Origin of the sequence: Brooklawnia cerclae (assembly GCF_011758645.1) — a bacterium.
Taxonomy (GTDB): Bacteria; Actinomycetota; Actinomycetes; order Propionibacteriales; family Propionibacteriaceae; genus Brooklawnia; species Brooklawnia cerclae.
In genome coordinates, this window is record NZ_JAAMOZ010000001.1 from 2,392,207 (window position 1) to 2,414,215 (window position 22,009).

General features: G+C 66.7%; 18 protein-coding genes. 10 read left to right on the forward strand and 8 right to left on the reverse strand.

What is annotated here, in order from left to right:
* Positions 1-17: 17 nt before the first annotated feature.
* The 4 genes from kdpB to FB473_RS11165 form a co-directional block, all read right to left on the reverse strand.
* Positions 18-2,165, reverse strand: coding sequence for a potassium-transporting ATPase subunit KdpB (kdpB, locus tag FB473_RS11150; RefSeq protein ID WP_167167526.1), 2,148 nt, complete (start codon positions 2,163-2,165; stop codon positions 18-20).
* A gap of 2 nt (positions 2,166-2,167) precedes the next feature.
* Entirely contained in the window at positions 2,168-3,841 is a 1,674-nt protein-coding gene (gene kdpA, locus FB473_RS11155; protein ID WP_167167529.1) for a potassium-transporting ATPase subunit KdpA, read from the reverse strand.
* Entirely contained in the window at positions 3,841-3,930 is a 90-nt protein-coding gene (locus FB473_RS11160; RefSeq protein ID WP_167167532.1) for a potassium-transporting ATPase subunit F, read from the reverse strand. The genes kdpA and FB473_RS11160 overlap by 1 nt, the downstream gene beginning before the upstream one ends.
* A gap of 276 nt (positions 3,931-4,206) precedes the next feature.
* Positions 4,207-5,142: an aminotransferase class V-fold PLP-dependent enzyme gene (locus tag FB473_RS11165; protein WP_167167535.1), complete on the reverse strand. Its 936-nt coding sequence runs from the start codon at positions 5,140-5,142 to the stop codon at positions 4,207-4,209.
* A gap of 203 nt (positions 5,143-5,345) precedes the next feature.
* Between FB473_RS11165 and FB473_RS11170 the strand changes: the two genes are divergently transcribed.
* The 5 genes from FB473_RS11170 (at position 5,346) to FB473_RS11190 (ending at position 9,215) form a co-directional block, all read left to right on the forward strand.
* Positions 5,346-6,341 carry a LysR family transcriptional regulator gene (locus tag FB473_RS11170; RefSeq protein WP_208390527.1) on the forward strand — a complete coding sequence of 332 codons (996 nt, stop codon included), beginning with the start codon at positions 5,346-5,348 and terminating at the stop codon, positions 6,339-6,341.
* Positions 6,342-6,428: 87 nt separating this feature from the next.
* A complete protein-coding gene (locus FB473_RS11175) occupies positions 6,429-7,034 on the forward strand; it encodes a type IV toxin-antitoxin system AbiEi family antitoxin domain-containing protein (RefSeq protein WP_208390528.1) in 606 nt (201 codons plus the stop codon).
* On the forward strand, positions 7,021-7,884 hold the full coding sequence (locus tag FB473_RS11180) for a nucleotidyl transferase AbiEii/AbiGii toxin family protein (protein ID WP_167167541.1): 864 nt from the start codon (positions 7,021-7,023) through the stop codon (positions 7,882-7,884). Before FB473_RS11175 ends, FB473_RS11180 begins: the two co-directional genes overlap by 14 nt.
* Positions 7,885-8,033: 149 nt before the next feature.
* Entirely contained in the window at positions 8,034-8,240 is a 207-nt protein-coding gene (locus FB473_RS11185) for a hypothetical protein (protein ID WP_167167544.1), read from the forward strand.
* Positions 8,241-8,306: 66 nt separating this feature from the next.
* Positions 8,307-9,215 carry an alpha/beta fold hydrolase gene (locus tag FB473_RS11190; RefSeq protein ID WP_167167547.1) on the forward strand — a complete coding sequence of 303 codons (909 nt, stop codon included), beginning with the start codon at positions 8,307-8,309 and terminating at the stop codon, positions 9,213-9,215.
* Positions 9,216-9,367: 152 nt separating this feature from the next.
* On the opposite strand, the gene FB473_RS11195 is transcribed toward FB473_RS11190, so the two are convergent.
* A complete protein-coding gene (locus tag FB473_RS11195) occupies positions 9,368-9,607 on the reverse strand; it encodes a YbdD/YjiX family protein (protein WP_167167550.1) in 240 nt (79 codons plus the stop codon).
* A 16-nt stretch (positions 9,608-9,623) separates the two neighbouring features.
* Positions 9,624-12,035, reverse strand: coding sequence for a carbon starvation CstA family protein (locus FB473_RS11200; RefSeq protein ID WP_167167553.1), 2,412 nt, complete (start codon positions 12,033-12,035; stop codon positions 9,624-9,626).
* Positions 12,036-12,301: 266 nt separating this feature from the next.
* Here FB473_RS11200 and FB473_RS11205 point away from each other — a divergent pair, with 266 nt between their 5' ends.
* The 4 genes from FB473_RS11205 (at position 12,302) to FB473_RS11220 (ending at position 17,803) form a co-directional block, all read left to right on the forward strand.
* Positions 12,302-12,850: a GNAT family N-acetyltransferase gene (locus FB473_RS11205; protein ID WP_243863538.1), complete on the forward strand. Its 549-nt coding sequence runs from the start codon at positions 12,302-12,304 to the stop codon at positions 12,848-12,850.
* Between the two features lie 187 nt (positions 12,851-13,037).
* Positions 13,038-16,121: a glycoside hydrolase family 3 N-terminal domain-containing protein gene (locus FB473_RS11210; protein ID WP_167167556.1), complete on the forward strand. Its 3,084-nt coding sequence runs from the start codon at positions 13,038-13,040 to the stop codon at positions 16,119-16,121.
* A gap of 201 nt (positions 16,122-16,322) precedes the next feature.
* Positions 16,323-16,904 (forward strand): type IV toxin-antitoxin system AbiEi family antitoxin domain-containing protein, encoded by a 582-nt coding sequence (locus FB473_RS11215; RefSeq protein ID WP_167167559.1) that lies wholly within the window; start codon positions 16,323-16,325, stop codon positions 16,902-16,904.
* A gap of 86 nt (positions 16,905-16,990) precedes the next feature.
* Complete coding sequence (locus FB473_RS11220; protein WP_208390529.1) at positions 16,991-17,803, forward strand: nucleotidyl transferase AbiEii/AbiGii toxin family protein; 813 nt, start codon at positions 16,991-16,993, stop codon at positions 17,801-17,803.
* A 139-nt stretch (positions 17,804-17,942) separates the two neighbouring features.
* Here FB473_RS11220 and FB473_RS11225 read toward each other — a convergent pair whose 3' ends face one another.
* Complete coding sequence (locus tag FB473_RS11225; RefSeq protein ID WP_167167565.1) at positions 17,943-19,718, reverse strand: ABC-F family ATP-binding cassette domain-containing protein; 1,776 nt, start codon at positions 19,716-19,718, stop codon at positions 17,943-17,945.
* 261 nt (positions 19,719-19,979) lie between these two features.
* On the opposite strand from FB473_RS11225, the gene FB473_RS18485 reads away from it, so the two are divergent.
* Positions 19,980-20,903: an AEC family transporter gene (locus FB473_RS18485; RefSeq protein WP_167167568.1), complete on the forward strand. Its 924-nt coding sequence runs from the start codon at positions 19,980-19,982 to the stop codon at positions 20,901-20,903.
* 27 nt (positions 20,904-20,930) lie between these two features.
* Here the strand turns inward: FB473_RS18485 and FB473_RS11235 are convergent, their stop codons facing one another.
* Positions 20,931-21,884, reverse strand: coding sequence for a LysR substrate-binding domain-containing protein (locus FB473_RS11235; RefSeq protein WP_167167571.1), 954 nt, complete (start codon positions 21,882-21,884; stop codon positions 20,931-20,933).
* Positions 21,885-22,009: the final 125 nt, after the last annotated feature.

A 22,009-nucleotide genomic window follows, 5' to 3' on the forward strand; every position in this document is an offset into this window, starting at 1 on the left:
GATTCCTTTGTTCCTGGTCAGAACCCGGGGATGAGGCGTACGACCAGGTCGATGAGCCAGATTCCGGCGAACGGTGCGGCGATTCCCCCGACGCCGTAGATCAGCAGGTTGCGGCTGAGGATTCGCGACGCGTTCATCGCCCGATACCGCACTCCCCTCAGAGCGAGCGGAATGAGGAGGACGATGATGATCGCGTTGAAGATGATCGCCGACAGCACCGCGGAGGCCGGTGAGTGGAGTCCCATCACGTTGAGCACGGCGAGCCCGGGGAATGCTCCCATGAACATCGCCGGGATGATCGCGAAGTACTTCGCGACGTCGTTGGCGATCGAGAAGGTCGTGAGGGCCCCGCGGGTGATGAGCAACTGCTTGCCTATGCGGACGATGTCGATGAGCTTGGTCGGGTCGGAGTCGAGGTCGACCATGTTTCCCGCTTCCTTCGCCGCCGAGGTGCCGGAGTTCATCGCAACGCCGACGTCGGCCTGCGCCAACGCCGGTGCGTCGTTCGTGCCGTCGCCGGTCATCGCCACCATGTTGCCGCCCGCCTGCTCCTTGCGGATGAGAGCGAGCTTGTCCTGCGGGGTGGCTTCGGCGAGGAAATCGTCCACGCCGGCCTCTTCGGCTATCGCAGCAGCAGTGAGCGGGTTGTCACCCGTGATCATCACCGTGCGGATTCCCATCGAGCGCAACTCGGCGAAGTTCTCCTTGAGCCCCTCTTTGACAACGTCTTTGAGGTGGATCACTCCGAGCACACGCGCGTCCCCATCGGCCTTGCGAGCCGCGACCACCAGCGGGGTTCCCCCGGTTCGCGAGATGTGCTCGGTGTGCTCGGCCAGTTCCGACACGGTGCTGCTGGGGACGCGGACTCCCTCCTGTTCGAGCCAGGCAGTGACTGCTGAGCCGGCGCCCTTGCGGATCTGTGTCCCGTCGATCAGGTCGAGCCCGGACATGCGGGTCTCCGCGGTGAAAGGCACGATGTCGCCCTGCGAGCTGGTGCCCGCGTCCACGCCCTCGACCTTCGCCAACTCGACGATCGACGTGCCCTCGGGTGTGGGATCGGCCAGGGACGACAGCGCCGCGGCGCGGACGAGTTCGTCCGGCTGGACGCCGCCGAGCGGAACGAAGGCGGTCGCCCGGCGGTTGCCGTAGGTGATCGTGCCCGTCTTGTCGAGCAGGAGGGTGGTGACGTCCCCCGCCGCTTCGACCGCGCGGCCGGACATCGCGAGCACGTTGCGCTGGACGAGCCGGTCCATGCCCGCGATCCCGATAGCGGACAGCAGCGCCCCGATCGTCGTCGGGATGAGGCAGACGAGCAACGCGACCAGCACGGCGATGTTCACGGGGTCCGCGGCGTAGGAAGCGATCGGGTTCACGGTGAGCACCACGACGAGGAAGACGATCGACAACGCCGCCAGCAGGATGCTCAGCGCGATCTCGTTCGGGGTCCTCTGCCGTTGGGCGCCTTCCACCAGGGCGATCATCCGGTCGACGAACGTCTCGCCGGGTTGTGAGGTGACCCGCATCACGATCCGGTCGGACAGCACCCGGGTGCCACCGGTGACGGCCGAGCGATCTCCACCGGATTCCCGCACGACAGGCGCGGACTCCCCGGTGATGGCCGACTCGTCCACCGAGGCGATGCCGCAGACGATGTCACCGTCACCGGGGATGAGCTCACCGGCGGAGACCACGACGACGTCGTTCAGGCGCAGGTCGGCCGAAGCGACGTCCTGCCACGGGGTGTCCGCCGCAGCGGGATCGGTCGCCGCGTCGTACCGGACGATTCTGTGCGCGACGGTGCTCGTTCGTGTCCGGCGCAACGAGTCGGCCTGGGCCTTACCACGGCCCTCCGCCACCGACTCGGCGAGGTTGGCGAACAGGACCGTGAGCCACAGCCAGACCGCGATGGCCCACACGAATCCCGGTGGCACGGCCGTGGCGTCGGCGGCCACGGCACCCGCGAGGGGCTCGGCGACCGCCAGGCAGGTCGTGAGCACGGCCCCCGTCCAGACCAGGAACATCACGGGATTGTGCCATTCCTGCCGTGGATCGAGTTTGCGGATGGCACCGGGTAGAGCCGCCCAGATCTGTGTCCAGGTGAAGGCGCCACCGGGTGTGCGAGCGCCCTTGGACGAGTGCTCGAGAGACCTTGTGATTGTCGACATGGTTACGCCAGCCCTTCTGCCAGCGGCCCGAGCGCGAGCACCGGGAAATAGGTGAGAGCCGTCACGATGACGATGACGCCCAGCAGCAGGCCGATGAACTGTGGCCGATGCGTCGGCAAGGTGCCGCCGGTCACCGGGACCCTGTCCTGACCCGCTAGCGAACCTGCCAGGGCGAGCACGAGCACCATGGGGACGAAGCGCCCGAGCAGCATCGCCACACCGAGCGCCGTGTTCAGCCACGGTGTGTTGGCCGTGATTCCTGCGAATGCCGAACCGTTGTTGTTCGCCGCCGAGGTGAAGGCATAGAGCACCTCGGTCAGGCCATGGGTTCCCGGGTTCCAGATCGATGTGCCCGTGACTTCGTCCCGCACCCCGGGTAGCGCGAAGCTCAACGCCGTCCCGGCCAGGACGAGCGTCGGGGTGACGAGTATGTACAGGCTCGCGAGCTTCATCTCGCGCGGGCCGATCCGCTTGCCCAGGTATTCCGGGGTGCGGCCGACGAGCAGGCCCGCGATGAACACCGCGATGACGGCAAGGATCAGCATGCCGTAGAGGCCGGAGCCGACACCGCCGGGAGCGACCTCGCCCACCATCATGTTCAGCAGCGGCATCATGCCTCCGAGGGCCGTGAAGGAGTCGTGCATGGAGTTGACGGCTCCCGATGACGTGAGGGTGCTCGTCGTCCCGTACAGCGTCGAACCGACAACGCCGAATCTCGTCTCCTTGCCTTCCATCGCTCCGCCGGCCAGTTGTGGCGCGGTGCCGCCGGCCGACAGCTCGAAGGCCGTGAGCGCAACGAAGGAGACGACGAACAGAACCGTCATGGTCGCGAGGATCGCGTACCCCTGCCGGTTGTCGCCGACGATCCGGCCGAAGGCACGCGGCAGCGAGACGGGGATCACCAGCATGAGGAACACCTCGAAGAGGCTGGTCAGGGCGGTCGGATTCTCGAAGGGGTGGGCGGAGTTCGTGTTGAAGAATCCACCGCCGTTCGTGCCGAGCAGTTTGATCGCCTCCTGGGAGGCCACCGGGCCACCCGGGATCGTCTGCGTCGTCCCGGCGAGGGTGGTCACGTCGGTGAAACCACTGAAGTTCTGGATCACACCGCCGATCATCAGCACGACGGCGCCGATCACCGCGATCGGCAGGAGGATGCGCGTGGTCCCGCGGACGAGGTCGACCCAGAAGTTCCCGATCATGCCTGATCGCCGGGACGCGAAGCCCCGCACCAGAGCGATCGCCACAGCGATACCCACCGCGGCGGACGCGAAGTTCTGCACCACGAGGCCGGCGAACTGGACCGTGTAGCCCAACGTCGCCTCGGGCGAGTACGACTGCCAGTTCGTGTTGGTCACGAACGAGATCGCCGTGTTGAACGACAGGTGCTCGCTCGGGGCGGACAGGCCCAGCGAATACGGCAGCCACTGCTGGAAACGCTGCAGCAGGTAGAGGACCAGCGCCCCGACCAGGGAGAACGCCAGGACGCTGCGCAGGTAGGCCTGCCAGCTCTGTCCGGAGCGAGGGTCGACGCCGATAAGCCGGTAGAGACCCCGCTCGATCTTCCAGTCCTTTTCGGAGGTGTAGACCCAGGCCATGTAGTCGCCGAACAGCCGGTATGACAGGCCGAGGACGACGGCAACGCTCGCCAACGCGGCGAGAGCGAACAACCATTCCATCAGAACCGCTCCGGTCTCACCAGGGCGAAACCCAGATACACCAGGGCCGCGACACCCAGGACTGCGGCCGCTGCTTCGAAGACGATCACAGTTTGTCGACCGCCTTCCCGATGAAGCCGACCATTGCGAACAGGGCGATCACGCCCACGAGGTAGACGAGGTCGAGCACGAGAGATCTCCATCTGGAGCACCGCGGTCTGCCCGGTTGGGGACCGCACGCCCCGCAGGGCGCACTGCCTGATCAAACACCGCGTCAAGCGGCCGATCCCCGGTCCTAACGGAATGCATACGGGTTCGCCTGGGACGCTAACGCCCGGCTTACGGGCCTGGCCGTCTTCCCTCCCCGACGACCGGGTCAGGTCTGTTCACCAGCCGAGCGCCCGGGCAACCATCTCGACGTCCTCGGCGTCGTTGAAGATGTGGAGCGCCACACGCACCCTGCCGTTGCGTCCGGACGCCGTGATGCCGGCCTCGGCCAGCCGCGCGAGGCTTCGTCCGCCCGCATCGGGCCAGGTCACGATCGCACTGGGACGGGTCGGAGCGGGCAACCCCGCCTTCACCCGCAGGGAAGCCGCCAGCGCGGTCGTGTAGGCATACACCTCGGCCGGGTCGAGACCCGCGAACAGCCCGAGGGCGGGCTCGGCGCCGACGAAGACAGGCCAGGCCGGAGACACGTCGAAACGCCGTGCATCGTGGCCGCCGTAGCACGAGGCCCACGGGTCCTCGCCGGCGTACCAGCCGGCGTACACCGGCCGCAGGTCACCGACGAGTTCGTCGCGAAGGACGAGGAAGGCCACACCGCGGGGCGCGCAGAGCCACTTGTAGGCGTGGCACACCACCGCGTCGAACATCGTTGCGTCGACGGGAAGCCACCCGACGGCCTGGGTGGCGTCGCAGAACGTGCGTGCGCCGCGTTCCCGTGCGGAGCGCGCGACGGCCTGCGCGTCGGCCACTTCCCCGGTGGCTGACTGGACCAGTGAGAACGAGACGAGCTCCGTGGTCGACGTGATCGCGTCGGCCAGCGCGGGCAGTTCGGCGAACCGCACGTGGATGCCTCGTCCGGCGTGGACGAAGGGAAGGATCATCGAGGAGAAGTCGTCGCGAACGCACAGCACCTCCGCGCCGTCGGGAAGGCCCGCCGCCACCAGGCCGGCCACCACCGACGTCTGGGAGGCGATCGCGACGGCCGAGGCGTCCACCCCGACCAGGTGGGCGAAGTGCTCGCGACTACGCTCGATCGCCTCGGAGTAGACGCGCATGTCGGGCCCGGTCGTGGTGACGCGGTCGAGGTCGTTGCGCATCGCCTCGCGTGTGTCGCGCGTCCACAGACCGCTCGTGCAGGCGGCGAGGTACCCGCGCCCGCCGAGGAAGCTCGCTTGGGCAATGTCGAGGTCTGGTGCTGCTGAGCGGTCGTGATCGTCATGACCTCAGTCTCGGAGGACATGGAACATAACTCCAGAACAGATTTCCAATCAAAAGCATCACCCAGTGTTATGTTTTCGGCATGAGCATGGACGACCTCGTCGCCGACATCGACCTGCAGGCGCTGCGAGTGGTGCGTGCGATCGGCGACACCGGATCGATCACCGCGGCCGCCGAGTCGCTCGGCTACAGCCAGCCCGCCGTCAGCCAGCAGATACGCCGCCTCGAGGGGCGCATCGGAATGGCCGTCGTCGAGCGCGTCGGGCGGAGCGTGCGCCTGACACAGGCCGGACGCGTCCTCGCGCAGCACGCCGGCGACATCGCCAGGACGCTGGAGGCCGCGGCCGGGGAACTGGCCGAGCTACGCGGCTCCCACACAGGGCACGTGCGTCTCGCCGGGTTTCCTTCCGCGTCGCCGACGATCGTCCCTCTGCTCCTGGCCGATGTGACCGGGCAGCATCCCGGGATCACGGTGACCTACGTGGAGGCGGAGCCGCCCGAGGCGGTGGCCGCCGTGCGCGAGGGCCGCGCCGACGTCGCGCTGACCTTCAGCTACCCCGGCGACCGGGACGATCCGCACGGGGACAGTGCGCACGGCCTGGCCGTCCACGCGATCGGATACGACGAACTGTTCCTCGTCGTCCCGGAGGACGACGGCATGGCGACTGCGACGACTGCTGCCGACGTCCGCGCATTCGCGGACGCGGACTGGATCGCCGGGTGCCCCCGCTGCCGCGGGCACCTGCTGGAATTGTGCGGACGCGCCGGCTTCGTCCCCCGCATCGCTTTCGAGACCGACAACATCGTCGCGGTGGAGAGCCTGGTCGCCCGGGGCACCGGCGTCGCGACGCTCCCCCGCCTCGCGGTGGAGTCCTTCCCCGTGATCCCCGGCGTGCGGACGCTCCCGCTGCCACACGCGGAAAGGCGGACACTGCATGTCGTCACCGCGCGTGGCGCCGACCGAGTGCCTCCGATCCGGGTGGTTCTGGCCGCGCTCGGGCGCGCCACGCGCCAGGCCGGTGCCGGGACGCCAGTGGCGCGAGGTGCTTCAGGCCCCGCCCGTCCCGAACGGACGTGACCACCACGTAGGAACAATCTGTATTTCTATGAAATAGCTATCCTCAAAACTAAAGGAATTATTGAGATTTGCGATATGCTCGCCGTCGTGAACCAAGGTCGCCAAGCCCCTCGCCGACTGCTCGAAGCCACGGCCTTCAAGCAGTCCGGCTACTTCACGGCCGCCCAGGCCAAGGAAGTGGGCTACACCTACCAGGCGCAGAAATACCACGTGGACGCCGGCAACTGGGTCCGTGTCGATCGTGGCCTGTTCCGGCTGCCCAGTTGGCCGTCCGACCTCGATGACCAGTATGTCGTCTGGACGCTGTGGAGCCGCGGTCTGGGCGTCGTCTCGCACGAGTCCGCACTGCGCGTCCATGGGCTCTCCGACGTGGATCCGGCTCAGGTGCATCTGAGCGTGCCGCCGGGTTTCAAGGCCAAAGATGCAATGGTGATGACCCACCACCAAGTCGTGCCGCCGGAGGACACTGAGCAACGCCGCGCCTGGACGGTGACGAGCCCCCTGCGCACTCTGGCGGATGTGAGTGCTGGCAACCTGTCGCAGGAGCACATCGATCAAGCGGTGGCCGATGCCATGGAACGAGGCATGGTCACCCGCCGGTCGATCCTCCGACGTACGGCCGAGCTTCCCGAACGCGCTGCCCTTCGTCTCGAACGTGCCCTCACAGCAATGGAGCATCATGGCGACATCTGAAGAAGCCCAGCGGATCAACCAGCGCATCAAGAGCGCCGCCCGGAATACGGGAATCCCGGTTACCCGCCTCCGCAGCCGCATCGCGTTCCAACGAGTTCTCGCCCGGCTGGCCCTCGACCACGCCTGGGTACTCAAGGGCGGTTTCAGCCTCGAGATGCGTCTCGGGCTCGTTGCCCGCTCGACCAAGGACCTCGACCTGTGGCGCCTGAGCGCCCCGATCGGCAGTGCGCTCGATCTTCAGGACACCCTGGATGAGGCGCTGAGTCGTGATCTTCTGGATGGCTTCACTTTTCACGTGGGTCTGCCGCGGCAGATGCGGATCCAGGACGCCGAACCGACCACCTGGCGGATACCCATCCGCGCGTTCTACAGCGGATCGCTGTTCACCGAGGCCACCATCGACGTTGTCACCACCGACAACGCGTCATCCCACGAGACCGAGCTTCTGCACATCGAACCGGCCGTCGTGGGTGAGGCTTTTTCGATCAGTGCACTTGGTCTCGATCGGCACGCCGCGGAAAAATATCACGCTTGCGTGCGCGTCTATGCCAACGACCGCCCCTCGACCCGGGTGAAGGACCTGGTCGACCTTGTCCTGCTCATCGAGGGTGAGTGGCTCCGTCCGGCGAAACTCGGGGCCGCCGTGCGGCGAGTCTTCCGGGAACGAAACAACATCGACCCACCCGGCTCGCTCCCCGATCGGCCACCTGCCGATTGGGAGCGCACTTACGCCAGCTTGGCCCGGGAGACCGGGGCAACCGTCGCCGACGTCGAGGAGGCGTGGGCCCTGGCATCGAGGACCTACATTCTTGCTCTGGAGCAGGAGGGCGAGGAACGAGTTCTTCGATAGAAAAGCACCACCAGGAGCACCTCGGTGAAGGCATACCCGGCTCGGATCAGTTGCACGGGGCACACGTCGAACCACTATCATGGCCGCATGTTCATCCTTTCTTGCCTACCCTGCCCACCGGGCGGGTGTAGCACCGGAAGGAACAAACTATGGCCGAACACGCCTGGCCTCTGAAGAACAAGCTCCCTGCGGACTACGTACAGTTCACCAAGAGCGATCTGGTCGAGTTTCTGGATCTGATCGAGGATGACGAGACGCCGGTCTGGATCGACAACTACTGGCAGATCAAGCAGCAGATCACGCAGCGTCCCATTGAGTTGCTCTACATCTCTGAGGACGGCGCCCACTTCGCATAGCGAGCGGATCGAGTTCGGACGACACGTCGTCGCTCGCGCACGGCTCCGCGTTGATAGCGTGGAGCCGTGACGCAGACCGCTTACGCGGCCTTCTTCCCGGCCGCGAGGCAGAGCGCGGCGGCGCTGGAGCCGCAGGAGAGTTGGTGGCCTTGGCGCGGGCACCGGGTGCACGTAGCCCGCGCACGACGTCCGGACGCCGCTGCCCGTGTGCTGGTGGTACACGGCGCGGGCGGACACAGCGGCGCCGTGTGGCCACTGGCGGCTCTGCTGGCCGACCGTGGGTTGGACGTCGCCGCGGTGGACCTTCCCCTCTACGGACGCACTGTCTCCCCCGATCCGAACGGGGTGCGCTACGGCGACTGGGTGGATCTGCTTGTCGATCTGGTCGCTGCCGAGCGCGACGCACGCCCGCTCGTCCTGCTGGGCGCGAGCATCGGCGGCATGCTCGCCTACGAGGTCGCTGCGCGCAGTGACGACGTGGACGCCGTCGCGGCGACCTGCCTACTCGATCCTCGGGACTGGCGCGCCCGTGCGCGCATGACGCGCTTCGGGATCCTCGGAGTGCTCGCCGGCCCGCTGACAGGGCTCACGCGTGGACCGTTCGCCAGGACGACGATCCCAGTGAAGTGGGTCGCCAACCTGTCGAGGATGAGCCGCAACCCCAACCTGACCAGGCTGTGCGCCGGCGATCCTCGCGGAGGCGGCGCCCGGGTGCCGATCGGCTTCCTCACCTCGTACCTGGGGTTCCGTCATATCGCGCCGCGGGCGGCGTCCACACCGATGACGCTCGTACACCCGGCCGAGGACGCCTGGACGCCGGTCGAGCTCAGCGTCCGGGTGCTGCGGCGGGCCGTCGCATCCACCACGCTGGTCCTGCTGCGCGAGTGCGGGCATTTCCCTGTCGAGGAACCAGGCCTTACCGATCTGATCGACACGATCGTCTCGCTCGCGGCGGATGTCGCGTCCCCTCGCTAACGCCTCCCGCACTCAATCCGCGGATGAAATCTGTTGGTGCGGACGAGATCTCGTCCGCACCAACAGATTTCATCCGCGACTGCGATGCGCGTTCGCAGTTGCGCGTTCGTAGTTGCGCGTTCGCACAGCGTCCGCCCGATCACCGAGCCCGGTCAGCAGCAGCCGGACGACACGTTGTCCTCGTCGAACCGGGCGCGAGCACGCCAGAACTCACGTCCGGTCATCGGCTCGTGGTCCGGGTGCTCCCGTCGATGGCGTTCGAGGTAGCGGTCGTAGGCGGACTCGCCCGTGAAATCACGCCACAGCACGCGTGCGGTCGCCACGGTCTCCCGGAAGCGTGCCCACGCGTGCCGCACGCGAGGCGGACGAGTCCCGCCCACGACCGTGCTCATCTCACCGTCCCCGGGATCATGCGACGGGAGCCTCCCGGTCGTCCGGCGAACCACCCGACGGCGGGCCGCCGTGCGTCCTGCGCCCCGGTATCAGCGCCGGATCACCGACGATCTCGTACTCGGCGACGAGCTTCTTGTCGAGCGGCGAGGCGATCAACGTCACCGGCGCGTAGAAGTTCGACTCCTGGTGCGGATCCTCCGACGTCGTGGTGTCGTGAGTGCGCAGCGTCTTGACGACGCGCAGGACCGCGCAGACGATGACGAACGCCACGGCCACCAGGAAGACGGCGGACAGCGTCCCCTGGATGAAGGTGTTGCGGACGATGGCCTTCTGGATGCTGATCTTGTCGGGATCGGTGAGCGTGGACAGGAGCGCGCGGGCGTCACGCCACTGCTGCCAGTAGCCCACCTTCGGATCGGTCGAGAAGATCTTCTGCCACGAGGCCGTGAAGGTCACCGCGGTGTCGAACAGGAACGGCACCAACGGGATCCACACCCACCGGGTGTATCCCTTGCGGACCACGATGACCGTGACCACCAGCAGCGCGACAGCGGCTATCAGCTGGTTGGCGATGCCGAACAGCGGATACAGCGTCTGGATGCCGCCGCGTGGGTCGGTGACACCCATGAGGAGCAGCGATCCCCACGCCGCGACCACCAGGGCGGTGCACATCCACGCACCCGGGCGCCACGAAGGGTCCCTGAACCGCGGTACGAGGTTGCCCACCGCGTCCGAGACCTGGAAACGCGCGACGCGTGTGACCGCGTCGACGGCCGAGAGGATGAACAGCGCCTCGAACATGATCGCGAAGTGGTACCAGAAGCCCATCATCGTCCGGCCCCCACCGATCTGGTGGAGGATGTGCGCGATGCCGACCGCCAGGGTCGGAGCCCCGCCCGTGCGTGAGGTGACCGACGGCTCGCCGACGTCGGAGGCCAACTGCGCGAACGCCTCGCCGCCCACATAGGTCTTCTCATTGCCTTGCTCGTCCCACGAGTCCCAGCGCGCCTCGATCGGGTTGCCCTGCGCGTCGGTGACCCCCAGGTTGGCCACCGCGGCGGCCGTGATCTCGTTGCGGTCCTGGGTGGTCTGGACGATCGCGGTGCCGGCCAGTGCGTTCACGGACGCCTCGGAGGTGTTCATCCCGAAGTAGATGCCCTGGTTCAGCGATGCCGCAGCGGCAAGCGCCATGATGGCGACGAACGACTCCATCAGCATGCCGCCGTAGCCGAGCATGCGGGCCTGCCCCTCCTTCTGGATCATCTTCGGCGTGGTGCCGGACGCCACCATGGCGTGCATGCCCGACAGTGCACCGCAGGCGATCGTGATGAACAGGAACGGGAACAGTGTGCCCGCGAACACGGGGCCGTCGGTGTTGGAGGCGAACTCGGTGACGGCGGGCATCTCCACGATCGGGCGGACGACGACGATCCCGAGCGCCAGGACGACGATCGTGCCGACCTTCATGAACGTCGACAGGTAGTCGCGCGGCGTCAGGAGCACCCAGACCGGCAGGACGGCCGCGAAGAAGCCGTAGACGATCATGGCCCAGACCAGTGCCGTGGGCGACAGGTGCAGGTAGGCCTGCCCGAAACTCGACTCGGCGACGACTCGTCCCATGAGAATGACCACGAGCAAGGCGGCGAAACCGACGATGGAGACCTGCGTGATCTTGCCCGGTTGGACGAACCGCAGCCACAGGCCCATGCAGATGGCGATGGGGATGGTGCAACCCACCGAGAACACGCCCCACGGCGAGGCCGCGAGCGCGTTGACGCACACCATCGCCAGCACGGCGAGGACGATCATGAGCATGACCAGGACGATGATCGTGGCCACCGTGCCGCCGACCTTGCCGATCTCGTCGGTGGCCATCTGCCCGAGGGAGCGTCCCCCACGGCGCATGGAGAAGAACAGCACGAGCATGTCCTGGACCGCACCCGCCAGGCACACGCCGATGATGATCCACAGGGTTCCCGGCAGATAACCCATCTGTGCGGCCAGGACGGGGCCGACCAGCGGACCGGCACCCGCGATGGCGGCGAAGTGATGGCCGTAGAGGACGACCCGATGCGTCGGGTCGAAGTCCTTGCCGTTGTTGACGCGCTCCGCCGGCGTCGCGTTGGAGTCGTCGGGACGCATGATCGTGCGCTGGATGTACAAGGCGTAGAAGCGGTAGGCGATCGCATATGTGCATACGGCCGTGACGACGAACCAGATCGTGTCGACCTTCTCACCGCGGACGACGGCGAGCATCGTCCACCCGAGGACGCCGCACGCGGTGATGACGATCCAGAGCAGGATCTTCAGAGGGGTCCATCTCGTGCGAGGCCTGATGCCGATCGGCACGCCTCGCTTGTTGCGGATGATGAGTTTCTTCTCCTCCTCCGTGTAGGAGGGGATCTCCTGGACAGATAACTCGGCCATGAGTCACACTCTTTTGTTTTTCCGGGGTGTTTTTTCGGGGTTGTGACGCGGCGTCCGGGAGACCAGACACCGTCGCCCGTGCGTGCGCGTTCACCCTATGGATTACACCCATCGCCGTGCGCCACGCCCGTTTCCCCACGATGTGCTGTCTGACTTGCCGGTCCGCCTACCGGGCGTCTCCCGGCATCATCCCGTACCGGCTACCATCGACGTCGTCGCGGACCCGTCGGACCCGGGTCGCGGACGCTTCGACGGAGGAGGTCGGATTGGACATCCGGGACGCGGGCAGCGCCGACATCGACGGGATCACAGCGATCTACAACGACGCTGTCGAGCACACCACGGCCATCTGGAACGAGGTGCCCGTCGACGCGGCCGACCGTTCCGAATGGCTCGCCGCCCGGCGACGGCTGGGCTACCCCGTGCTGGTGGCCGTGGACGAGACCGGGCGGGTGCTCGGTTACGCGTCCTTCGGCGACTGGCGCGCGTTCGACGGCTACCGTCACACCGTCGAGCACTCCGTCTACGTCCGCGCCGACCAGCGCGGCAACGGCATCGGAACGGCCCTCATGCTCGTCCTGATAGAGCGGGCCCGGCAGATCGGCAAACACGTCATGGTCGCCGCCGTCGAGGCCGGGAACCTCGGGTCGATCCGGCTGCACGAGAAGCTCGGATTCGAGCGGGTCGGACTGCTGCCACAGGTCGGCACGAAGTTCGGCTCCTGGCTCGACCTCGCCTTCCTCCAGCTCACCCTCGACCAGGACGCCGTCGCTGATCGTCCCGGCGAGACCGGCCCGGGTCGCGAGATCGGCTGACACCTCCCCCGGCGCGGGACGAGCGACAGGTTATGCGCGAAATCCGATGGTTCGTGCAGAGGGGCCCCACCGCACCGGCACGACGTCATTACCGTCAAGACGCCGTGGTCCGACGCAACAGTCGGCGATTCGGCGCAGCAGGGCACGGTGTTCTGCTGAACCAACGACGGTTGCAAGGAATCACCCAATGGCAAAGAAGCAGAAGCGTCCCCACGGAGTAGTCCGCAAGACAGTCATGACCGTACTCTCGGCGATCCTGGCGATCGCCCTCATCGGTCTCCTCTACCTGGCCTACACGCTCCTCCCCCCGAACGCGCGCATGGTGAATCTCGTCCTCGGCGAGCACCGGCAGTCGGTCGACAACTCGGCCGTCGACACCGACGGGCTCGACCTCGACTACTACCAGGCCGATTACGACAACGCCGATGAGCTCGCCGCCGCCCGAGTCGATCTGCGTACCTCGCTGGTGGACGAGGGCACGATCCTGCTCAAGAACGACGGCGCGATGCCGTTCTCCACCGACACGACGTTCAGCTTCTTCGGTGCCGCCTCGAACAGCGGCGGGAGTGGAGGCAACCCTCTGGGGGCGCTGTTCGGCGGCGCTGAGCTCTCGTCCCTGAAGGACGGCTTCGAAGAGGCCGGCTTCGGGGTGAACGACCAGCTGTGGGACTTCTACGGCGAAGGCCCGGGCGCGGACTGCGGCCTCGGCGCCGGCTCGGTCGGCTACGGAGACGCGGAGGACTTCTCGATCAACGAGTGCCCGATCGACGAGCTGCTGGCCACCGACGGCCTCGAGGCGTCCTTCCAGGGAACAGTTCCCGTCTATGTCATGTCACGCGTGGCCGGCGAAGGCCGTGACATGCCGCGATCGATGGTGCAGCACACCGATGTTCCTGAGGACCAGGTGAAGAGCTACCTCGAGCCCAACTCGGTCGAGCTGGAACTGATGCAGTACCTCAACGACAACTTCCCCGAGGTCGTCCTGCTCGTCGACGCGACCGCCGCGCTCGACCTTGGCTGGGTCGACCAGTTCGACAACCTCGACGCGGTCGTCTACGCACCCTCGGCGGACGGACGCATCGCGCACATCTTCTCCGGCGACGTGAATCCGTCAGGACGCACGGTCGACACGTTCGCCGTCGACGCGCTGCGCTCGCCCGCCGCGCAGAACGTCGGCAGCTACACCTACTCCGACGAGAACGGTGAGCTGACGAAATACAACTACGTCTCGTACAAGGAGGGCATCTACGTCGGGTACCGCTACTACGAGACGCGCTACGAGGATGCCGTGAGCGGGCAGGGGAACGCGGGCGACTACGTCTACGACGACCAGGTCGTCTACCCGTTCGGGTACGGCCTGTCGTACACGACGTTCACGTGGGGCGGCCTGGCGATCGACACGTCCGACGACGACAACTGGACGGCAACCGTGGAGGTCACCAACGACGGTGACGTCGCCGGACGCGACGTCGTCGGCATCTATCTGCAGAAGCCCTACAGCGACTACGACCGCGCCAACGGGATCGAGCAGGCGTCCGCCGAACTCGTCGGTTACGCCAAGACCGACACGATCGAGCCCGGTGACACACAGTCGGTCGTGGCCACGATCGATCCCGAGTCGCTGAAGACCTACGATGCCAACGGCGCCGGCACCTACATCGTGGAGCCGGGCGAATACCTCTTCACCGCGGGCACCGACGCGCATGCCGCCGTCAACAACCTGCTCGCATTCAAGGGCTACGGCGTCGAGGACGGTATGACCGCCGACGGCGACGCCGCGCTGGTGGCCGGCTACACGCCGGGGATCAGCGCGATCGACTCGACCACCTACGCGGTCGACTCGACGACGGGGGCACCCGTGAGCAACCAGTTCGACGACGCGTCCGGCGACCTGGAATACCTCAGCCGCGCCGACTGGGTGGGCACCTGGCCGACTCACGACGGCACCCCGTCCACCGAGATCAGCACCTGGGGCAACGAGATCAACGGCACGGACGAGTCGGGGAACCCCGCTTCCTTCACATGGACGAAGACGATCTCCGACGAGGGGCTCGCGGCGCTCGACTCGACCGACTCTGGCAACCCCGTGGATGCCTCCACCATCACCGCCGACCTCGTCTACGGGGCCGACAACGGTCTGTCGGTGGCGGACATGCGCGGTCTCGACTTCGACGATCCGCAGTGGGACGACCTGCTCGACCAACTCGAGCCGGAGGACTACCAGACCCTGATCGGTGTGGCGGGCTACGGGACGCCGGCGATCGAATCGGTCGGCAAGCCGTACAACCTCGACATCGACGCGGCATCCGGGCTGATCGGTGGCGGACCCGCGATGAGCCTCGGCCAGCCGATGCTGCTGGCGCAGACCTGGAACCGCGACCTGGCGCTCGACTACGGCACCTTCGTCGGCAACAACGCACTGCTGGGCTCGGTGCAGGGCTGGTACGCACCGTCGATGAACATCCACCGCACACCGTTCTCCGGCCGCAACGGCGAGTACTACTCGGAGGACCCCTACATCAGTTCGGTCAACGCGAGCCAGACCGTGTACGGGGCCGCCTCGAAGGGGCTGTACACGTTCATCAAGCACTTCGCCTTCAACGACCAGGAGAACCACCGGGGCGACCGTGACGGCCAGTTCGGGTTGGCGACATGGGGCAACGAGCAGTCGCTCCGCGAGATCTACCTGGCACCGTTCGAGTCCGCCATCAAGGCCGGTGAGGTGGAGGTCAAGTACGTCGCACGTGCCGACGACGGAAGCCTCACCAACGAGGTCACCACGGTGCGGGCGTCGCAAGGAGTGATGTCGGCGTTCAACCGCATCGGCTACACCTGGACCGGCGGCTCCTACGCGCTGCTCACCGGGGTCCTTCGTGACGAGTGGGGGTTCAACGGCTTCGTCATCACCGACAATGCCAATACGGGCGTGTTCATGGACGCCTATCAGATGATCGAGGCCGGCGGGGACGCGAAGCTCACGGCACTACCCGCCTCCGCACGCTGGACCTTCGATCCCGACAATGCCGCCGAGTACGTCTACGGCCGAAACGCGATCCACCACATCTTGTACACGACGGTGAACTCGCTCGCCTACGACGGCACCGCCCCGGGCAGCGTCGTCAAGGACGGGCTCCAGATCACCGGCACGATACTTCTGGTGATCACCGTCGTGTCCGGCGCGCTGCTCGTCCTGCTCGCGTACTTCACCTGGCGACGGTTCTGGGGCCCGCGCAATCGCCGGATCGCTCCAGCCGCCGACTCGACCGAGTAACGACCGTATCGCCGACTACCGGAAGCGCCGCTTTCGCCCACGGGTGGGAGCGGCGTTTCCGGCGAGTGCGACGGGACGACACGGCGGCCGCGACGTCGTGGGGGAAAATCCGGGACAATGCCCCGGTTCCCTGTCGTTCCGGGGGGAATTCCTTTACAGTAGAGGCACTCCTGTAGAGGATTTCCGACGGAAGGAGCAACGATGGCCTCCAACACCGAGAGCGTGCTCGCCTCGCTGCCGGATGTCTTTCATTACACCGAGGCCGTGCGACGCATCGGAGAACGGCCGCTGCGCCTACTCGTGGCCTCCGGCGCTGTTGTGCCGCTGTCCGGAGGTGTGTACCGCAAGGACGAGGCACTCGGCGATGACGACCTGATCGAGATCGCGGCCCGCTCGGCCCGGGCGACGCTGTGCCTACGGACCGCGCTGGAGCACCACGATCTCATTGATGACATCCCGACGGTCATTGATGTCGCAGTCCCCCGAGGTTCCTGGACGCCTGCCACACAGGCTCGGGTGCAGTGGCATCACTTCGATGCACGCACGTTCGAGATCGGTCGCGAAACCCTGCAGATCCCAAGTGGCAAGATCGGTCTCTACTCGGCTGAGCGGTCGATCATCGACGCTTTTCGGTTCCGGCACCGCGAAGGCACAGAGATGGCGACCGAGGCGCTGAAGACCTGGCTGCGTCATGGCGGGCAGCCATCGACCCTACTCGCCACAGCGAAGGCGTTTCCACGCACGATTGCGGCAGTACGCTCCGCGTTGGAGGTATTGCTGTGAAACGGGTTTCCCGCGGTACGCCCGGTGGTGATGCCTATCTCGATCTGCAGAACCAAGCCCGCCGCACCGGACGGACGACCGACGAGTTGCTGCGGCTCTACATCCTTGAGGGCTTCCTCGCGCGCCTGGCCGCAGGCGACGAGCGCGAGAGCCTGATCCTCAAGGGGGGCGTGCTCCTGGCAGCATTCGGGATACGCCGCTCAACCCGAGACGTCGACTTGGCCGCGCTTCACCTGAGCAACGAGACGGTCGCCGTTCTCGATCTTGTCCGCACTATCCTCGCGACTGTACCTGCTGCCGATGACGGGATCGAGTTCGACCTCGATTCGCTGACTGCTCAGACCATCCGTGACGAGGACGAGTACTCAGGGGTGCGCGTCGGAGCAACCGCCCATCTGGCCAGCGCCGTCATCAGTTTCCACGCCGACGTCAACGTCGGAGATCCGATCTGGCCCGAACCCGAGCACATCCACTTGCCACGGCTTCTCGGCGGCGCCGACCTCGAGCTAGTCGGCTACCCCCTGCCCATGGTGCACGCGGAAAAGATCGTCACAGCGATCCAACGTGGCACAGCGAACACCAGATGGCGCGACTTCGGCGATATCTGGGCGCTCTCACGCCGATACGCGCTCACAAGCCTCGATCTTCAGCAAGCCATCGGTATCGTTGCCGATCACCGCAACGCAGTCCTTGGGCCGCTCGCGGACATACTCGATGGTTACGCCGATCTGGCCCAGCCGAGGTGGGCCAGATGGCGTCACCGAAGCAGTTCCGATCATCTCCCCGAGGAATTCACCTTGGTTCTCAACGATGTTGTGGGGTTCGCTGATCCAGTTCTTCTCAGAGACGTGGACCGTTCGGTCTGGGATCCTGCAAGCCGATCGTGGCAACAGTCGTGACTGTGGGTTCTCCCTGCCCACCTCAGCCCGACATGATCACCGCGTCGCAGCCCTATACAGCCGAAAGCCCTTCTGTCCGATTGAATTGAGTTCGTTCTGCACGGCGCGTCTCTACGCCCACAAGTGCGACGGGACGACGTCAGCCGACGCGCTCCGACAGTTCGAGCCAGCGCTCCTCCAGTGCCGTCGTCTCGGCCTCGGCCTCGCGCAGTTCGTCGCTCAGCCGTCCCAGGCCCTGATAGTCGCTCTGATCGTGGGCGGCCATGCGCTCGTGAATGTCCGCGACACGCTCCGACAGCCGTTCGAGCTTCCGCTCCGCGGCGGCGATCTCCTTGCGCATGGCGCGCTCCTCGGCGGCGGACGAGCGCGGCGAGGGAGCGGCTCGCGAACCGGCGGGGTTCGGCTCGTCCGAGTCCGAGGTCCGTAGCCGCAGGTACTCGTCCACCCCACCCGGCAGGTGCCGCAGCCGGCCGTCGATGATCGCGAACTGCTGGTCGGTGACCCGCTCCACGAAATAGCGGTCGTGCGAGACGACCAGCAGCGTGCCTGGCCACGTGTCCAGCAGGTCCTCCATGGCCGCGAGCATGTCGGTGTCCACGTCGTTGGTCGGTTCGTCGAGGATCAGCACGTTGGGCTCGGCGAGCAGCACCAGCAGCAACTGCAGCCGGCGGCGCTGGCCCCCGGAGAGCTCCTCCACCCTGGCCGACAGGTGTTCCCGGGCGAACCCCAGGCGTTCCAGCAGCTGTGCCGGGGTCAGTTCCTTGCCGTCCACCACGAAGTCCTGCCGGAAACCCCCGAGCACCTCGCGGACGAGTTCGTCCCCGATGTCCCGCAATGCGGAGAACTGCTGGTCGAGCACGCCCACCTGCACGGTCTTGCCGCGCTTGACGCGTCCGGCCGTCGGCTGCACGGTGCCCGCGACCAGGCCCAGCAGAGTCGACTTGCCCGCACCGTTGGCGCCGAGGATGGCCGTGCGCTCCCCCGGGGCTATCCGCCACTCCACGTCGCGCAGCACCTGGTGGTCACCGAACGAGACCCCGGCGCCGAGCAGGTCGACGACATCCTTGCCGAGGCGGGCGGTGGCGAGTCGGGAGAGTTCCAGGCGGTCGCGGGGCTCCGGCACGTCGGCGATCAACTGGTTGGCCGTCTCGATGCGGAACTTCGGCTTGGACGACCGCGCCGGTGCGCCGCGGCGCAGCCAGGCGAGTTCCTTGCGCATGAGGTTCTGCCGCTTGGCCTCGGTGGCGGCGGCCATCCGGTCGCGCTCGACCCGCTGCAGCACGTAGGCCGCGTACCCGCCCTCGAAGGGCTCCACGATCCGGTCGTGCACCTCCCACGTGGCGGTCGCGACCTCGTCGAGGAACCAGCGGTCGTGCGTGACGACGAGCAGCCCGCCCGTGTTCCTCGCCCACCGCGTCGTCAGGTGTGCCGCCAGCCAGGCGATGCCCTCGACGTCGAGATGGTTGGTCGGTTCGTCGAGCGCGATCACGTCCCACTCGCCGACCAGCAACGCTGCCAGGGCGACCCGCCGGCGCTGCCCACCGCTCAGGGTCCCGATGGTCGCCTCCCACCCGAGGTCGGGGACGAGCCCCGCGATGACATCGCGTACCTTCGGATCGCCGGCCCATTCGTGCTCGGGCCGGTCGCCGACGATCGCGTACCCCACCGTCGTCCCCGGATCCAGCCCGTCCGACTGCTCCAGGACGCCCATGCGGACGCCACCGCGGCGGGTCACCCGTCCCGAGTCGGGCTCCAACCGGCCTGAGAGCATGCCGAGCAGGCTCGACTTGCCGTCGCCGTTTCGTCCCACGATGCCGATGCGATCGCCGTCGTTCACCCCGAGCGTGACAGAGTCGAACACGATCCGCGTCGGGTACTCCAGGTGGAGGGCTTCAGCCCCAAGAAGATGAGCCATATCCCTACAAGGGTAGAAGGTCTCCCGGCATCACCGCCCCGGCGCCCACGCCGCAGCCGGGTGCCACACGCCCCGTCGTCCAGCCGGGCTGCTCCCCGGCAGCGCTTATGGCGGCCATCAGGAACCGGTCTTGGTGGACGCCCGGCACCGCCCATAGCGTTGGGAGCATGCGACTTCGGAACACTTCACGACCCGGAAACAACGCATGAGCGGTGACGAGGAACAGCCGGGTACCACACGCCCGACAGATCCGCTCAACCCGTGATCGGCGTCCTCACCGGCTTTTCGATCATCGGCTCGGTCATCGCCCTCGGCTACGTCATCCAGCGAACGGGGCTGATCGGCGACAACGCTCTTCTCCCGCTCTCACGGCTGATCTACTTCTTCGCGAGCCCCGCGCTGCTGTTCACGGTCATGGTCTCCGCGGATGTCGGCGTCCTCTTCTCGCGCGGCGTGCTCGTGACGGCGATGACGATGGCCATCTGTGTGGCCGCGTTCGTGGCCGCGTCCCGGCTGCTGTTCCGCATGCCGGCTCCCGACACCGTGATCGGGATCCTCACCTCGGTGCAGGCGAACGCGGGGAACATCGGCCTCCCGGTGTCGGTCTACGTGCTCGGCGACGCGCAGTACGTGGCGCCGGTGATGCTGCTCCAGAATCTCGTGCTGACGCCGGTCTGCCTGATCATCCTCGACCTGTCGACGCAGGCCACCATCGACCTGCGCACGGTCGTCCTGCAACCCGTCCGGAACCCCGCGATCATCGCCTCACTGTCCGGTCTGGTCATCGCCGTGTCCGGCGTCCACGTGCCCGATGTCCTGCTGCAACCCGTCGAACTGGTGGGGGACGCCTGCGTCCCGCTCTTCCTGCTGACCTTCGGCATGGCGCTGCACGGCCAGCGTTTCCTCGCTCCGGGATCCGGCCGCCGTCAGGTCGCGACGGTCACCGCCGTCAAGGTTCTGGTGATGCCGGTGGCCGCGTTCGTGCTCGGACGCTACGTGTTCGGCCTGCCCGACGCGGTCCTGTTCCCGGTCGTGGTCGTCGCGGCGCTGCCGACCGCGCAGAACGTCTACAACTTCGCGGTCAGGTTCGGGAAGGGCGAATCCATGACCATCAGCGCCGTGATGCTGACGACCCTGTTGTCCGTGCCCATCCTTGTGCTCATCGCCGGGGTGCTTCACCCCTAGTACCGTGCGTGAGCCCGCCGAAGGTGCCTATGCGGTCGGCCTCAGGCGCGAGGTAACTTCGTCCCCGGTCATATCGCGAGCCCTGGCCTCCGCGATCTCCGCGCGGATCAGCTCGATGACCGCGGCCGCGCCGTCGGACATCGGTTGCCGTACGGACGTGCACAGCGCGAAGGTGGCGCTCATCGCCGGTTCGACGATGGGGAGGATCTGGAACTCGTCGGCGGAGAAGAGCTCCTCCGCGACCGACTTCGGCAGACACGTTGCTCCCAGGCCGGCCTTGACCACCTGGTGGAGCCCGGTGGGCGGATTGATCTCCGCGCGAACCGCGAGTTCCAGGCCTGCCGCCTGGAAGCCTCGGTCGATGATCTGCCGGAGGACGTGCTGCGGCTGCGGGAGGAACAGTTCGAGCGCGCTCACCTCGTCGAGGGTGATCTCGGTGGCCCCCGGCTCGACGACGCGCAGGTCGGGACTCGCCACGAGGTAGATGTCCTCGGTACGGATCGGCTCGAACCGGAGCCCTCGGATCGGGCCCGGGTCGTAGATGATCGCCGCGTCGAGCAGCCCCATCTTGATCGCCTGGCTGAAGATCACCGAGAGGTTGTCGGCGTAGTGCAGCACCAGGTTCGGGTAGCGCTCCTGCACCTTGCGGAGCACCACCACACCGAACTCGTTGGCACAGCTGAAGCTCCCGAGACCGACGGACACGTAGCCGGAGACCCCGCCCGAGCCTTTCCTGATCTCGATGCCGGCCGCCCGTTCGAGACGAAGGATTCCCTGGGCATATCGGTACAGGGACAGCCCCTCAGGAGTCGGCGAGACACCGCGCCGCGTCCTCACGAGCAGTCTCTGGCCGAATTCGCTCTCCAGAGACGCGATGTGCTGGCTCAGCGCCGGCTGCGCCAGATGCAGGAAATCGGCCGCCCGGCTGATGCTCCCCGCGTCGACGATCTGGACGAAATAGTGGAGTTTTCGAGTTTCCATCTGGTCACCCCTGCCTGGCCCGGGCGTAATCCCGCACACGATACGGCACAAGTGTTTCATCGATGTTTCAGTCGTGTGTCGCATCGATTCCATGACTTATTCAGCCATAAGGCAACGAGATGACA